Source organism: Sphingomonas sp. FG14 (genome assembly GCF_057809675.1).
Window position 1 is genome coordinate 73,970 of record NZ_JBMDKK010000006.1, and the last position, 14,475, is coordinate 88,444.

Here is a 14,475-nt window from a genome sequence, read left to right on the forward strand (position 1 = left end):
ATGAGGCACCGTCCCATGCGAGAGACTTAATTCAACCAATAAAGTTGACAAGACGCCTTTCGCCCAGTCGTTGTCCAATCGCGGCAGGCGGATCAGACGATCGGCACCGGGTCCGCCAGGGTGATGCCGTCGAGCACATGCGCCGTTTCGTCCCGCACGCGCAACATCAACTGGCGCAGCCGGCACACGCTTTCTTCCAGGCAATTCTTGCATTTCTCGTGCGCGTAACGGCTGGCACACGGCACCAGCGCCAGCGATCCGCGCGTCAGGCGTACGATATCGCCATAGCTGACATCGAGGGGCGAGAGCGCCAGCCAATAGCCGCCATCCTTGCCGCGCTGGGTAGCGACCAGACCGGCGCGACTCATCTCCGACAGGATGACGGTGAGGAACTTGGCGGGGATGTTCTGCGCGGTCGCGATCTCGGTCAACTGGATCGGACCTTCGCCATAATGGTCCGCAAGGTGCTGAAGCGCGCGGATTGTGTACCGGGTCCGTTGAGAAAGCATGGCTTTTCTTGGACCCGCGCCCCTCGCTTTGCAACCGCCTTGCGTGGTGATCGGCGATGGACCCGAATATCATCACCCGATAATCAATGCGGATGACCGAAACGCTTCCCCATATCATCGGCGGACAGGCGGTTTCCGCCGACGCACCGCTCACCAGCATCAATCCGTCGGACACCGACGATATCGTCGCCCGCTTTCCTGCCGGCAACGCGGCGGACGTCGATGCGGCGGTGGCAGCGGCGCGGGCGGCGCAGCCCGGTTGGGCGCATGCCTCGCCCGAAGTTCGCTCCGACCTGCTCGACCGGGTCGGCAGCACGATCATGGCGCGCGCGGCCGAGCTGGGCGAATTGCTGTCGCGCGAGGAAGGCAAGACCCGCGCCGAGGGACTGGGGGAAGTGCTGCGCGCCGCGCGCATCTTCAAATATTTCGCGGGCGAGGCACTGCGCCGCCACGGCCATACGCTGGAATCGACGCGACCCGGCGTCGATGCCGCGACCTATCGCGAGGCGGTGGGCGTGTGCGGACTGATCACCCCGTGGAACTTCCCGATCGCGATCCCCGCCTGGAAGGCCGCGCCTGCGCTCGCATTCGGCAATACGGTCGTGCTCAAGCCCGCCAACGTCACACCGGCCACCGCGCACGCGCTGGCCACGATCATCCAGGAATGCGGCGCGCCGCCGGGCGTGTTCAACCTGGTGCTCGGTCGCGGCGAGGTGGGCCAGGCGATCGTCGACCATGAGGATGTCGACCTGATCTCCTTCACCGGATCGCAGGGCGTCGGCGCGAAGGTCGCGGCGGGCGCCGTGGCGCGCCAGGCGCGCGTCCAGCTCGAAATGGGCGGCAAGAACCCGCTGGTGGTGCTGGCCGACGCCGATCTCGAGCGCGCGGTCGCGGTCGCGCTCGACGGCGGCTTCTTCCAGACCGGGCAGCGCTGCACCGCATCGTCGCGCGTCATCGTCGAGGATGCGATCCATGACCGTTTCGTCGCGGCGCTCGCCGAGCGCGCGGCCGCGCTCAAGGTCGGCGCGGCGCTCGATCCCGAAACGCAGGTCGGCCCGGCGGCAAGCGAAAGCCAGTTCGAGCAGAATCTGCGCTATGTCGCCATCGCCACGGGCGAAGGCGGCAGGCTCGTCACCGGCGGAGAAAAGCTGACGCTGGAACGGCCGGGCTATTACATGGCGCCGACCTTGATCGCGGACACCGATCCGGACATGCGGATCAACAATGAGGAAGTGTTCGGCCCCGTCGTCTCGACCGTGCGCGCGAAGGATTACGAGGATGCGCTGGCGCTCGCCAATCGCGGCAGTTTCGGCCTGTCCTCGGGCATCGTCACCACCTCGCTCAAACATGCACGGCATTTCCGCCGCCATGTCCGCGCGGGCATGGTGATGGTCAACCTGCCGACGGCGGGGGTCGATTATCACCTGCCCTTCGGCGGCACGCGCAAGTCGAGCTACGGCCCGCGCGAACAGGGCTTCGCCGCGGTCGAATTCTATACGAGCATCAAGACCGTCTACACCGCGGACTGATCGATACTCTCCAGCAGGTCGTCGATCGATGCGTCGAAATGCGTGTCCATCGCGGCACGCGCGGCGGCGGGATCGCGATCGGCGATCGCCTGCGCGATGATGCGATGGTGAACGAGCATCTTCCGGCGCAGTTCGGGCGTGTCGCGCGTCCGCCACGCGGCAGGCACCGCCATCGTCATCATCGGCCCGAAGGACCGGACGATCTGGAGGAACAGGGCATTGTGGCTGGCGCCGGCAATCGCCTCGTGCAGCGCGATGTCGTGGCGCGTGACCTGTTCGGAATCGTCGCCCGCCGCCACCATCGCATCGGCCAGCGCGACGATCCGCGCGGCTTCCTCGTCGGTGCGTTCGGTCGCGGCGAGCACCGCGATCCGGAGTTCGAGCGTCCGGCGCACATCCCAGATATCGGTGATCGAGATCTGCGAGGTCGCGACGCCATGATCGAGCGAGGCGGCCATCACCGATCCGTCGAGCGCGCCGACGCGCGCGCGCCGGCCATTGGCGACGTCGATCAGCTTGAGCGCGGCGAGCGCGCCGAACGCTTCGCGCATCACCGCGCGGCTCACGCCCATCGCCTCGGCGAAATAGCCTTCGCCCGGCAGCGTGTCGCCCACCTTCAGGTCATTGTCCTTGATATGGTCGCGCACCGCCTGCACCGCCTGGTGCACAAGCGACCCGCCGTCCGCCGCGCGCGCGGCCGCACCGCTCATGCCGCCACCTTGCAGGCGCGATATTGGGTGGGCGCCACGCCGAAGCGCCGCGCGAAGGCGCGGGTGAAGCTGGCATTATTCAGATAGCCGCAGCGATAGCCGATCGAGGAAACCGGCAGATCGGTCGCTCTCAGCATCCGCCGCGCCTCTCCCAGCCGCTGTTCGGCCAGCGCGTCGGCGACGGTGCTGTCGAACATCTCGCGAAAGCCCCGCGTCAGCTTGGTGCGGTTGAGACCGCAGGCGCGCGCGATACCGTCGAGCGTCAGCTTTTCGGACCAGCGCTCGTCGATCAGACGCCGCGCCGCCATGATGCGCTGGCTGTCCGCCTGGGAAAGCTGCCCTTCTCCGATCATCGGCACCAGTTCTCCGGGCCGGTCGACGAGCAGGCCGAAGGTCTCGCACAGCAATTCGATGCTCTTGGCCAGGCGATAGGTGTCGCGCGCGGCGATCGGCAGCGTGCAATCGCGCAGCGCCAAGGCGATCGCGCGGATCGCGGCCGGCATATGATAGGCACCGCCGTCGCAAGCGGGCAGGCGGCCGAAGACACGGCGGCAGGCGGCCGGACAGACGATCAGGATCAGCCGCGCGGCATCGTCCGCGTCGAGCGTCACCCGGTCGGGCCGGGCATGATAACGAAAGGTGGGCGCGGTACCGGCGCCGCCGAACGCGAAGTCGATCGCGACCGCGCCGGTCGGCCAGTCATGATCACCGATACCGCCGGCCCCGACCAGCGCGATCATCTCGTGCGAAACCTCGACCCGCTCCATCATGCCGTCCACTTACCCTCAACGTCGTGGCACATGATTACCGTTTAAACCTATCAGACAGGTCTTGCAAGAGCTATCAGATAGGTTGCCTCACGTCCCCGATGCAAGGAAGCGCGCGAGCGCGGCGCGACTGTCCCGCCGCGCGGTTTCCGCCACCTCCGCGCCGGGCATCAGATCGAAGCCGTGAAAAGCGCCCGGATAGACGTGCAGTTCGGTCGGCACGCCCACGCGCATCAGCCGGCGGGCATAATCGATATCCTCCTCGACGAAGAGGTCGAGCGCGCCCGTGCTGATGAAGGTCGGCGGCAGACCGGAAAGATCGGTCGCGCGGGCCGGCGCCGCATAGGGCGAAGCCCCGTCCGCCCCCGGATCATGGCCGAGCAGCGCGGACCAGCCGAAGCGGTTGTTGTGCGGGGGCCAGATGAATTCGCCGGCATAGGGATGCGGATCGGCATGCACGCAGGTGCGATCGTCGAGCATCGGATAGATGAGATGCTGGAACGACAGGCGGTGTTCGCCCCGGTCGCGCGCCAGCAGCGCCAGCGCGGCGGCCAGGCCGCCGCCAGCGCTCTCGCCCATCACCCCCAGCCGCGCGGGATCGATGCCGAGATCGCCCGCATGCGCGATCGTCCAGCCCAGCCCGGCATAGCAATCCTCGATCGCGCCCGGAAACACGGTCTCGGGCGCCAGCCGGTAATCAACCGAGACGATCGCGCAGCCGAGCGCGGCGGCGAGCGGCCGATGGACATATTCGATCTGCTTCGCCGCACCCGCGACATAACCGCCGCCATGGATATGGTAGATGCACGGCAACGCCGCCGCCGCATCGATGGGCCGATAGATATGCAGCATCACATCCGGCGCGCCGGTGGGACCGGGCACGGGAATCCGCTCCAGCGTCGTCGCGCTCTCATCGATCTGCTGCATCGGCAATTTGCGCGTGCGCATCGCCGGCAGCGTCTCGGCGCTCAGCATGACCATTGGAAACACGTCGAGCAGCGGCTTGAGCGCGGGATCGACGAGATGCTGGCTGTTCATCGGATGCTCCAATCGGACCGGATCATGTCCGATGATCCGATAGCCGATCAAGACACATCCGTCAGACCCTATCCCTCCAGAGCCGTGATTTAGCTTCGCTGACCTGCGGTTCCGAGGCGGCAGGTGTTCCACCTGCCCCGAAATCACTCCAGGACAAAGATCTTGTCAGGATTGAACAGATTCTTCGGGTCGAGCGCGCGCTTGATCGTCCGCATCAGATCGACCGCATCGCCCAGTTCGTCGACGAGCGCATCGCGCTTGCCCAGGCCGATGCCGTGCTCGCCGGTGCAGGTGCCGTCCATCGCCAGCGCGCGGGAGATCAGCCGATGATTGATCGCCTCCACTTCCGCCATCTCGTGCGGCGCGGTGGGATCGATCGCGAAGACGACATGGAAATTGCCGTCGCCGACATGACCGACGATCGTGGCCGGCATCGATGCGCCTTCCAGGTCCGCCTTGGTTTCGCCGATGCACTCGGCGAGCCGGCTGATCGGCACGCAGACATCGGTGGTCCAGCCGATCGAGCCCGGCCGCAGCCCGAGCGCGGCATAATACGCCATGTGCCGCGCCTTCCACAGCTTGGAGCGTTCCTCCGGCAAGTTCGACCAGCGGAACTCGCCGCCGCCATTGGCCGACGAAAGCGCGCTCACCGTCTCCACCTGTTCCGCCACCGAGCGCTCCGATCCGTGGAACTCGAACAGCAAGGTGGTCTGTTCGGCATAATCGAGCTTCGAATAGGCGTTGCACGCCTTCATCTGCATATCGTCGAGGATCTCGATCCGTGCGATCGGCACGCCGAGCTGGATCGCCTGGACCACCGTGTCGACCGCCCCCTTCAACGTGTCGAACGGGCAGACCGCGGCCGAGATCGCCTCCGGTATGCCGTGCAGGCGCAAGCTGATCTCGGTGACGATGCCCAGCGTGCCCTCGGCGCCGATGATCAGCCGGGTGAGATCATAGCCCGCCGCCGACTTGCGTGCGCGGCGCGCGGTGCGGACGATGCGGCCGTCGGGCATCACCACGCGCAGCGACAGCACCGCTTCGCGCATCGTGCCGTAACGCACCGCGTTGGTTCCCGATGCGCGCGTCGAGGCCATGCCGCCGATCGTCGCATTGGCGCCGGGATCGATGGGGAAGAACAGCCCCTGATCGCGCAGATGTTCGTTAAGCTGTTCGCGCCGGACGCCCGCCTGGACGGTGCAGTCGAAATCCTCGGCGTTGACCTCCAGGATGGCGTTCATCTCGCTCAGGTCCAGGCTGATGCCGCCGCGCACCGGCGTGACATTGCCTTCGAGCGAGGTGCCGGCGCCGAACGCCACGATCGGCACTTCGGCCGCGACGCACAATTTGACGAGTTCGGCCACCTCATCGGTCGAACGCGCGAACACCACCGCATCGGGCAGCACCGGATCGAAATGGGTCTCGCTGCTGCCATGCTGCAGGCGGATCGACTCGCCCAGGTGCAGGCGGTCCCCCACCAGTGCCTGCACCTGGGCAAGGAAGCCGTCCGGCAACGGCTTGCGATGATCGACGGCGAACGGCGCGGTCATGATCAGAACCGCGCCGTGGCGCGCACGCCGATGCGGCGGCGATTGCCCTGGATCGCCAGATTGCGGGCGATCGGCGCGGGCAGGCCGGCGCGCAGCAGCACGGACCTGTCGATATAGCTCTCGATATATTTCGCGTTGAACAGATTGGTCGCGAAGCCGGCGATGTCGAAATGGTCGCCCAGCCGGAAGGTCACCGAACCGTTGACCAGCCGGTAGGAGGACAGGCGCGGCGCGACATTGGGATCGAGCGAGGATCCCATCCGGCTGCCCTTGGCGACAATGTTGGCGTCGAAGATCAATGCGTTGTTCCCCAGCGGCACGGTGTAGTTCGTGCCGATATTGAAGTTCCAGTCGGGTGTGAAGATGATCCGGTCACTCGACACATGGAAGCCCGTCGTCGCGAAATACTGGCTGTCGTCGGTGATCCGGGCGTGGAGCAGGGTCGCGCTCGCGCTCAGCCGCCAATTGTCGGTCACGCGATAGCTCGCTTCCGCCTCGACGCCATAGCTTTCAACGGTGCCGGTATTGAGGTTGATCGCGACGAAGCCGACGCCGCTGGTGTTGGGCGCGAGCGAATTCTGCCCGATGAAGTTCTTGTAGTCGTTGTAGAAGATCGCGGCGTCGAGCGAGAAGCGGCGATCGGCGCTGCTCAGTTTCGTGCCCAGCTCATAGGTCCAGACATCGTCGCCGCGGTAGATGAGGTTGGGCGCGCCCGGCCCGTTCTGCCCGCCGCCGCGCACGCCGCGTGAGACCGAGGCATAGGTCATGAAATCGGGCGACCAGCGATTGGAAAGCGTCACGCGCGGCTGGAATTCGTTGGCGCGATAGGTCGGCGCGGTCGTCGCGGTGCTGACGTCGAGCGTCTGGTGGTCGTAACGGCCGCCGACCGCGAGATCGAGCGTATCGGTCAGCTTCGCGAAGATCGTGCCGAACACCGCCTGCGACTTGTTCTCGCTGAACGCCGCGCTGGGGGCGGAGATGCCGAGCGGCACGATGGTGTTCACCGCCGAGGCGTCGGTGGTCGACTTGCTGGCGAACACGCCGATCAGCGTCGAGATCGAATCGCTCCATTGCGTGTCGAAGCGCAATTCGCCGGTCTTGGTGATCAGCTTCGAACGCCCCGCTGTGCGCAGGAAGTCGATGGGGCTGTGGTCACCATCGCCGGCGGACACAACGTCGCGGCGGTTATAGGCGCCGACCACCGTGATCCTGGTGTTGATCGCGTCCGCGTCGAACTCGCCCTTCAGATTGACGCCCTTGTACGTGATCGTCGCGCGGTTGAGCTGGTTGGTCGATCCGTCGAGCGTATAGTCGGTCGGCCCGCCGACGTTCAGATACGGGGTGTTGCCGCCGCTGACGCGATCGTAGCCGGCGTTGAGCGTGAACTGCGCCCATTGGGCCGGCTTCAGCCGGACGGTGCCGTTCACCGTCTTTTGTGTCAGCGGGTTCTGCTTGCCGCCGGCCAGGATATTGTCCTGGAAACCGTCCTGGTGGTGATAGGCGCCGCCGATGCGGACCTGGAGCACGTCCTCGACGATCGGGCCGCTGATGCTCGCGGAGACCGAGCGATAATCGTCCGATCCGGCGAGCGCGCCGTCCATCCGCCCTTCCCACCGGTTACCCGGCTGGCGCGTGATGACGTTGATCGCGCCGCCCAGCGTGTTGTTGCCGAACAGGGTGCCTTGCGGCCCGCGCAGCACCTCGATCCGCGCGACGTCCACGATCGGGCTGTTCAGATAGGATGTGTTGGGCTGGTAGATGCCGTCGATGAAGATGCCGACGCCGGGCTGCACCGTATCGATCAGCGTGGTGCCGATGCCGCGCATCGAGACGAAGGCGCGGCCGACCGAATCCGAATTGATGTTGAGGCCTGGCGCGAGCGCGGCGATGTCCTTCACCGTGTTGACCTGCTGCTGCTTCAGCATGTCGCCGCTGAGCGCGGTCACCGCGATCGGCACGTCCTTCAGCGATTCCTCGCGCTGACGGGCAGTGACGATGATGTCCTGCTCGGCCGCTTCGGCAGCAGGCGCGTCCTGCGCGGCGGCCGGAACGGACATGAAGGCGGCGGCGGCGCAGCCGGTGGCAAGCAAAGTCGTGAAGCGCATCGATCCTCATCCCTGCGAAAGCGCCGATCCGATGTCGGGGCTTTTCCGATGCGCAATACCTATCTGATAGCTTACCTATATGAAAGGTCCGGACGCCGGCCATGATATGCCGTTCGGCCGAATGGCTTGACCGAACGGCACACCGCTCAGGGAAGGAAGGGCGCAGCCGGCATGGCGGGTTCGAATCCCGACTCACCCGTGGACAGCGAACAGACCTGCCGCGTTTCGGCATCGAATTCGGGCCAGGCCAGATGGCCATCGGTGGCGAAGCCGACCCATAAAGCATGGATGCGCGCGGCGAGATCCTGCGGCGGCGCCTCACCCGCCAGTCCCTGCGGGCCGGTCACCGTCGACAGCGTGTCGAACACGAATGGCATCTCCATGCCATGCGCCGCGCCGAGCGCGCCGCCAAAACCCGGCGATCGCCAGTCGAACTCGTACATATGCGTGCGCCCGCGATGCGCCTCGGCGAAGCGCCGCGCCGGCCAGCGGAAGACGAGATCGGTCAGCGCATCGGTCAATGCCTGGCCGGGCTTCACGCCCTTCCGCCCCATGCCATAGGCCTTGAGCAACTTGCGTGCATGGGGTTGCGAACGATGGACCACATAGGTTGCGAGCAGCCGCCCGATCCGGTCGCGCACGCCGGTCGGCACCAGATAGAGGTTCATCTCCCCGGCATTGGTACCGATCAGCAGGTCGACCTCGGCCCCCGCCCCCGCCGCCAGCGCATCGAGCGGGCGCCGCGGCAGCACATCGTCGCCATGGACGGGGGTGAAGCGGCTGATCCCGAACACGGGCTCGCGCCCCTCGGCATCGCGCAAGTCGATCCGCGTGGTCGGCAGGGAGACCTTCTCAAGTGCATCGAAACAGGCTTCCGGAGCGACGCGCTTGAAACCCTCGGCATCGGGAGAGACTTTGAGCAGCTTCGCCAGTTTGCGGACCAGGCGCTGCATGACGCCGATCTCGCGCGTCATTCCGCCATGACCGCTCTGGATGATCGCGCGGCGGAACAGGCCCTTCGCCAATGGCGAGGCCATCAGGTCGGCGATCGACATCGCGCCAGCGGATTCGCCGAAGACGGTGACATTGGCCGGATCGCCGCCGAAGGCTGCGATGGAATCGCGCACCCATGTCAGCGCGGCGATCTGGTCGCGCAATCCCAGATTGGTCGGCACGCCCGGGATCGGCAGGAAGCCCTCGATCCCCAGACGATAATTGATCGCGACGCAGATGACGCCGCTTCGCGCGAAACCGCTGCCGTCATGCACCGCAGCGTCCTTGCTGCCGACGACGAAGCCGCCGCCATGGATGAAGATCATCACCGGCAGATCCGTCCGGTCGTTGTCAGGCCGCCAGATGTTGAGCGTCAGATAGTCGTCACCACCCTGCCATCCCCGGCCGATCAAGGGCGCGACGTCGAGCCCTGGAAATTCCTTCACCCGATGCGGCGTGCAAGGCCCCGGCACGGTCGCATCGCGCACGCCGCTCCAGGGTTCGGGCGGTACCGGCGCCGCGAAGCGCAAGGCGCCGACGGGCGGGGCGGCGTAGGGAATGCCCAGGAAACGCCGGACGCCGCCATCGGCCGCGCCCCGGATCGCGCCGGCGGGGATCATGATCTCGACAGGCTGCACGCGGCTCTCCGATGACGGTCACGACGAAATGCCGTGACCGCATCCTATCACCACGCGCCGCGCCGCCATCGAGTCTTCGTTTTGCCCACCGTCACTTTGACCATGCCGGGCGGGCGAGCCACATCAGCCCGCGCAGCTTCCCGCCGTCGGCACGTGCCGGATCGGCCGGCCCGCCGCCGTGCCCGTCGCCTTGCCACCATCGATCGCGACCGCGCCGTTGACGAGCAAGGTCCGCACGCCCTCCGTCAGCACCTCCGGATTGATGTAGTCCGCCTTGGGCCGATAGCCGGCGGGATCGAAGACGACGACATCGGCATAATAGCCCGAGCGCAGATGGCCGCGATGGTCGAGCTTGAACATGTCGGCGGTGCGGCCGGTGCTGCTATTGATGAAATCGGCGAGCGAGATCGCCTTTTCCTTCAGCACATATTTGGCGTATTTCTGCGGATAGGTAGCGTACATGCGCGGGTGGCCGTGCGAACCGTCCGAACTGGTGACCACCCAGGGCTGCTTCATCAGCGCCTTGATGTCGCTTTCAGCCATGTTGAACGAGACCACCGCGCTACCCCGGTCGCTCTCAGTCATGATGCGCAGCGCCGCGTCGATCGGATCGACATTCCATTGCTTGGCGATCTCGTCGAGGCGCTTGGCCGTCCATGGGAAGCCATGCGCGCTCAGCAACAGCGAATTCGGCCCGCCGCGACGGCGCAGATTCTCGCGCATCTCGGTCTTGATCTTCGCGAGCTGCGCGGGATCGGCGAAGCGCTTGAGCATCGCTTCACGCCCGCCATCGACCGCCCAGCGCGGCAGCAGCGACGCTTCCAGCCCCGAGCCCGAGGCTTCCCAGGGATATTGATCGGCGGTGACGTCGATGCCCTGCGCGCGCGCCGCCTCCACCGTCGCGATCAGCGCCGGCGCCTGGCCGTGCACGTCGACGCCCAGCGCCTTGAAGTGCGCGAAATGGACGGGCATGCCCGCCGCGCGGCCGATCTCGATGGCTTCCTTGGTCGAATTGACCACGCCGATCGTGTACGAGGATTCATCGCGCTGGTGCGTGTCGTAGACGCCGCCGCGCTTCGCGGCTTCCCTGGCCAGCGCGATCACCTCGTCGGTCTTCGCGAAGCTCTGCGGCGCGTAGAACAGGCCGGTCGAGAAACCGAGCGCGCCTTCGCACATGCCCTTCGCCACCATGCCCTTCATCGTATCGAGTTCGGCCGGGGTCGGGGCGCGGTCGTCCTGGCCGATCACCGCGCGGCGCACCGCGCCGAAGCTGACATAGGCGGCGGCGTTGATGCCGAACTTGCGCTGTTCGATGCCGCTGAACAGCCCCGCGACATCGGAAACGCCGCCGGGCTGGCCATGACCGTCCACGCCGGTGAAGATCGTCGTCACGCCCTGCATCATCCAGGGCAGGTTGAGCCGCAGCGTCGGATCGCTCGCGGTCAGGAAGGTATCGGCATGGGTGTGCGGATCAATGAAGCCGGGGGCGACGACCATCCCCTTGGCATCGATCACCCGCTTCGCCTTGAACGGGTTCTTCGCGCTCGGCCCGACATAGACGATGCGATCGCCGGACACCGCGACATCGCCGATCACCGGCTTCGAGGCGGTGCCGTCGTAGATTGAGCCGCCACGGATGACGAGATCGGCATCCTTCGCATGCGCCATGGCCGGCGCGATCGAAAGGGCGAGCGCGCACAGGACGAGGCGGCGGCCGGAACCTGCAGGTTTGGAAATGACTGGCATGGATCGAACTCCTTGGCGCTGGGCCATATGATAGCGGAAGACGGGGTGGTTCAATTGCCCCGGTCGAAATGGATCGCGGTCACCCGTCCGGTGGAAAGCGTGAAACCCTTGCCATCGTCGTCGAATGTCAGGCTGCCTTCGTCGCTGCGGAACACGCCATCGGCCCCACGCTGGAAAACCAGGGGTTCGCCGGACTTGGTATAGGGCGACGAAACGGCGGCGGTCAGCTTCGTACCTTCGACCGTGAGGTCGTAGGTGGCCTGAAGTTCGGGGGAGGCATAGCGACCGGCAAGGCTGGGCCTGGCTTCGGCGGTCAGGATATTGCCTTCGAGCAGCGCGATCACCTCATCGGCCTTCGCCACCGGATTCCAGTCGCCGCGATTGCAGAAGACCGCGACGCCCAGGCGGCGTTCGGGCAGCCGTTCATACTGGTTGCGGAACGCCTCGGCGCCACCGCCATGCTCGACGAAATTCTGGCCACGGCGCTGGCCGACCATCAGGCCGCCGGCATAGGCCTGGCCACCCATCTTGCGGCCGGCGGGCTGGCCATTGGTGAAGGTGCCGGGCTTGAGCATGATCGCCTTCACCGCCGGGGTCCAGACCTTGTGGCCAACCTCGATATCCTGGTCGAACTTCGCCAGATCGTTGATCGACACCATCAGCCCGCCCGATCCGCTGAACCGGGGATAGGTGTCGCGGATCACAAAGCCGCCGTCCTTGGGGTTATAGCCATGCGCGATCTTCCCCACCGGCTCCGCGTCGTTCATGAAGAAGCTGCTCTTCATGCCCAGCGGCTTGAGGATCGCGGCATTGACATAGTCGGCGAAGGGCTTGCCGGACACGCGCTCGACAATCTCCGCGAGCAGCAGATAGCCGCCGTTGGAATAGGTCCAGTCGGTGCCGGGGGTGAAGTTCGTTCCCTTTTGCCGGAACAGGATGTCGAGTGCCTGCGCCTTGTTCGATTCATTGGAACCGGCCAGTCCGGTGAGGCGCAGCAAGGTGAGCGAATCGCGGATGCCGGCAGTGTGATGCATCAGCATCCGCGCGGTGACGGGCAGCTCATATTGCGGCAGTTCGGGCAGATAGGTGCGGATATCGGCGTCGAGATCGATCTTGCCCTGCGTCGCCAGCGTCGCCGCCGCCAGCGACGTGAACTGCTTGGAGACCGAGGCGGCATAGATCAGCGTGTCGCCGTCGAGCGGCGTGCCCTTTTCGATATCCGCCAGGCCCGCCGCGGTGACAAACAGCGTCTTGCCCGCCTTGAAAGCGCCGACCACGCAGCCCGGCGCGGCCGGACCCTTGGGATCGGACACGATCCGCCGCACGGCGTCGAGATCGACCGGCGGTGGCGCCGCGGCGACCGCGACGGGCGCGGACAGCAGCGCGGATGCGAGGAGAATGGCGGTCAGCTTCATGTCGATTTCTCCCGAGAACCCCGGCGCGGATAGGGACGCGCATCTTGTGTGCGTGCAAAGGAACGCCGCAGGCCGATGCGCGCAAGACGCAATTGCGCGTTGGGCTATAGCTTCAGGTTATCCACAGATCGCCCGCGCCCGGTAAGCCAGGCGAGAAACGCGACGACTGCCGCGACCGCCGCACTCGAATGGAACTGGCTGGCGAGCGCGGGGGTCAGCGCCATCGCGATCAAGACCGCGACGATACCCGCGATCGCGGCATGGCTGGCCCAGGGGAACAGCCACATGCGCACGCCCAGCCGATCCGGCGCTTCGCGTTCAAGCTGCGTACGCAACCGGATTTGCGCGACGCAGACCAGCAGATAGATGAACAGCATCGTCGCGCCGGAGGCGTTGACGAGGAAGCTGAACACGATCTGCGGCGACAATGCGGAAGCGGCAAGCGCGACATAGCCGAACAGGCTGCCGATCAGGATCGCGCGCGCGGGCACCTGGCGGCGGTTGACCGCCACCAGCCATTGCGGCGCATCCCCCTTTGCGGCCAGCGTGAACAACACGCGCGAGGTGACGTAGAGCCCCGAATTGAGGCAGGACAGCACCGCGATCAGCACGACGATACTCATGATCGTCGCGGCGCCGGGCACGTTCATATGGTCGAGCGCGGTCGCGAAGGGCGAAACGCCCGGCGCGATCTGCGTCCATGGCACGATCGAGACGATCAGCGCGATCGACACGACGTAGAAGAGCAGGATGCGCAGCGCGACCGATCCCGTCAGCCGCGCCACGGTGCGCGCCGGATCTTCCGATTCCGCCGCCGCGATCGTCGCGATCTCCGCGCCGCACAGCGCGAAGATGACGCTGGTGACGCCCGACAGGACCGCCATTCCCCCCATCGGCGCGAAGCCGCCATGGGCGGTCAGGTTGGCGAAGGTCGGCGCGGGTGAGGTCAGGCCGAAGGCATAGGCGCCCGCGATCGCGATGAAGACGATGATCGCGCCCACCTTCAGCGATGAGAACCAGAATTCGAATTCGCCATAGGATCGCGTCGACATCAGGTTGATCGCGGTCATCAGCGCGAGCAGCACGACACCGACCTGCCATGCCTCGAACGGCAGCCAGGCCTGGAGGATGATCGCGCCCGCGATCGCCTCGATCGCGACCACGACGACCCAGAAATACCAGTAGAGCCAGCCGCTGACGAAACCCGCCGTGCGGCCGAGCCCGATGCGGATGAATTCGGTGAACGCGCCCGCGCCGGGAAAGGCGGTCGCCATCTCGCTCAGCATCCGCATGACGAGCAGGATCAGCCCGCCCGCCAGCGCATAGCTGAGCACCACCGCCGGGCCGACCGTGGCGATCGAGGTGCTGCTGCCAACGAAGAGGCCGGCGCCGATGATGCCGCCGATGGCGATCATCGCGACATGGCGGGGCTGGAGCGAGCGGCTGAGCCGCGTTTCGGGTTCCTCCATCCCCGG

The 14,475-nt window shown here is 66.2% G+C and carries 11 protein-coding genes; 1 reads left to right on the top strand and 10 read right to left on the bottom strand.

From position 1 onward, the window contains the following. Window positions 1-92 precede the first annotated feature (92 nt). Window positions 93-509, bottom strand: a complete 417-nt coding sequence (locus tag ACODTA_RS18005) for an RrF2 family transcriptional regulator (protein ID WP_489067358.1) — start codon at window positions 507-509, stop codon at window positions 93-95. Window positions 510-601: 92 nt separating this feature from the next. Between ACODTA_RS18005 and ACODTA_RS18010 the strand changes: the two genes are divergently transcribed. Continuing rightward, a complete protein-coding gene (locus ACODTA_RS18010; RefSeq protein ID WP_489067359.1) occupies window positions 602-2,038 on the top strand; it encodes an aldehyde dehydrogenase family protein in 1,437 nt (478 codons plus the stop codon). Here the strand turns inward: ACODTA_RS18010 and ACODTA_RS18015 are convergent. From ACODTA_RS18015 to ACODTA_RS18055, 9 genes are all read right to left on the bottom strand, one after another. Beyond that, window positions 2,023-2,748, bottom strand: coding sequence for a FadR/GntR family transcriptional regulator (locus ACODTA_RS18015; RefSeq protein WP_489067360.1), 726 nt, complete (start codon window positions 2,746-2,748; stop codon window positions 2,023-2,025). The two genes, ACODTA_RS18010 and ACODTA_RS18015, sit on opposite strands and share 16 nt — an antisense overlap. Next, window positions 2,745-3,518: an AraC family transcriptional regulator gene (locus ACODTA_RS18020; protein ID WP_489067361.1), complete on the bottom strand. Its 774-nt coding sequence runs from the start codon at window positions 3,516-3,518 to the stop codon at window positions 2,745-2,747. The genes ACODTA_RS18015 and ACODTA_RS18020 overlap by 4 nt, the downstream gene beginning before the upstream one ends. 87 nt (window positions 3,519-3,605) lie before the next feature. Next, window positions 3,606-4,553 (bottom strand): alpha/beta hydrolase, encoded by a 948-nt coding sequence (locus ACODTA_RS18025; RefSeq protein WP_489067362.1) that lies wholly within the window; start codon window positions 4,551-4,553, stop codon window positions 3,606-3,608. 143 nt (window positions 4,554-4,696) lie between these two features. Next, window positions 4,697-6,103, bottom strand: coding sequence for an FAD-binding oxidoreductase (locus ACODTA_RS18030; RefSeq protein ID WP_489067363.1), 1,407 nt, complete (start codon window positions 6,101-6,103; stop codon window positions 4,697-4,699). 2 nt (window positions 6,104-6,105) lie between these two features. Next, window positions 6,106-8,208, bottom strand: coding sequence for a TonB-dependent receptor (locus tag ACODTA_RS18035; RefSeq protein WP_489067364.1), 2,103 nt, complete (start codon window positions 8,206-8,208; stop codon window positions 6,106-6,108). A 146-nt stretch (window positions 8,209-8,354) separates the two neighbouring features. Beyond that, the gene (locus ACODTA_RS18040) at window positions 8,355-9,839 is read right to left on the bottom strand and encodes a carboxylesterase/lipase family protein (protein WP_489067365.1); all 1,485 of its coding nucleotides are present in this window, start codon (window positions 9,837-9,839) and stop codon (window positions 8,355-8,357) included. Between the two features lie 123 nt (window positions 9,840-9,962). After that, window positions 9,963-11,585 (bottom strand): N-acyl-D-amino-acid deacylase family protein, encoded by a 1,623-nt coding sequence (locus ACODTA_RS18045; RefSeq protein WP_489067366.1) that lies wholly within the window; start codon window positions 11,583-11,585, stop codon window positions 9,963-9,965. Between the two features lie 50 nt (window positions 11,586-11,635). Continuing rightward, on the bottom strand, window positions 11,636-13,000 hold the full coding sequence (locus tag ACODTA_RS18050; protein ID WP_489067367.1) for a serine hydrolase domain-containing protein: 1,365 nt from the start codon (window positions 12,998-13,000) through the stop codon (window positions 11,636-11,638). Between the two features lie 104 nt (window positions 13,001-13,104). Beyond that, window positions 13,105-14,469 carry an amino acid permease gene (locus ACODTA_RS18055; protein WP_489067368.1) on the bottom strand — a complete coding sequence of 455 codons (1,365 nt, stop codon included), beginning with the start codon at window positions 14,467-14,469 and terminating at the stop codon, window positions 13,105-13,107. Window positions 14,470-14,475 lie beyond the last annotated feature (6 nt).

What these genes read in the sequence shown, in the direction of transcription:
- ACODTA_RS18005 (WP_489067358.1), bottom strand. Translation starts at nt 509, where the DNA reads ATGCTTTCTCAACGGACCCGGTACACAATCCGCGCGCTTCAGCACCTT.
- ACODTA_RS18010 (WP_489067359.1), top strand. Translation starts at nt 602, where the DNA reads ATGACCGAAACGCTTCCCCATATCATCGGCGGACAGGCGGTTTCCGCC.
- ACODTA_RS18015 (WP_489067360.1), bottom strand. Translation starts at nt 2,748, where the DNA reads ATGAGCGGTGCGGCCGCGCGCGCGGCGGACGGCGGGTCGCTTGTGCAC.
- ACODTA_RS18020 (WP_489067361.1), bottom strand. Translation starts at nt 3,518, where the DNA reads ATGATGGAGCGGGTCGAGGTTTCGCACGAGATGATCGCGCTGGTCGGG.
- ACODTA_RS18025 (WP_489067362.1), bottom strand. Translation starts at nt 4,553, where the DNA reads ATGAACAGCCAGCATCTCGTCGATCCCGCGCTCAAGCCGCTGCTCGAC.
- ACODTA_RS18030 (WP_489067363.1), bottom strand. Translation starts at nt 6,103, where the DNA reads ATGACCGCGCCGTTCGCCGTCGATCATCGCAAGCCGTTGCCGGACGGC.
- ACODTA_RS18035 (WP_489067364.1), bottom strand. Translation starts at nt 8,208, where the DNA reads ATGCGCTTCACGACTTTGCTTGCCACCGGCTGCGCCGCCGCCGCCTTC.
- ACODTA_RS18045 (WP_489067366.1), bottom strand. Translation starts at nt 11,585, where the DNA reads ATGCCAGTCATTTCCAAACCTGCAGGTTCCGGCCGCCGCCTCGTCCTG.
- ACODTA_RS18050 (WP_489067367.1), bottom strand. Translation starts at nt 13,000, where the DNA reads ATGAAGCTGACCGCCATTCTCCTCGCATCCGCGCTGCTGTCCGCGCCC.
- ACODTA_RS18055 (WP_489067368.1), bottom strand. Translation starts at nt 14,469, where the DNA reads ATGGAGGAACCCGAAACGCGGCTCAGCCGCTCGCTCCAGCCCCGCCAT.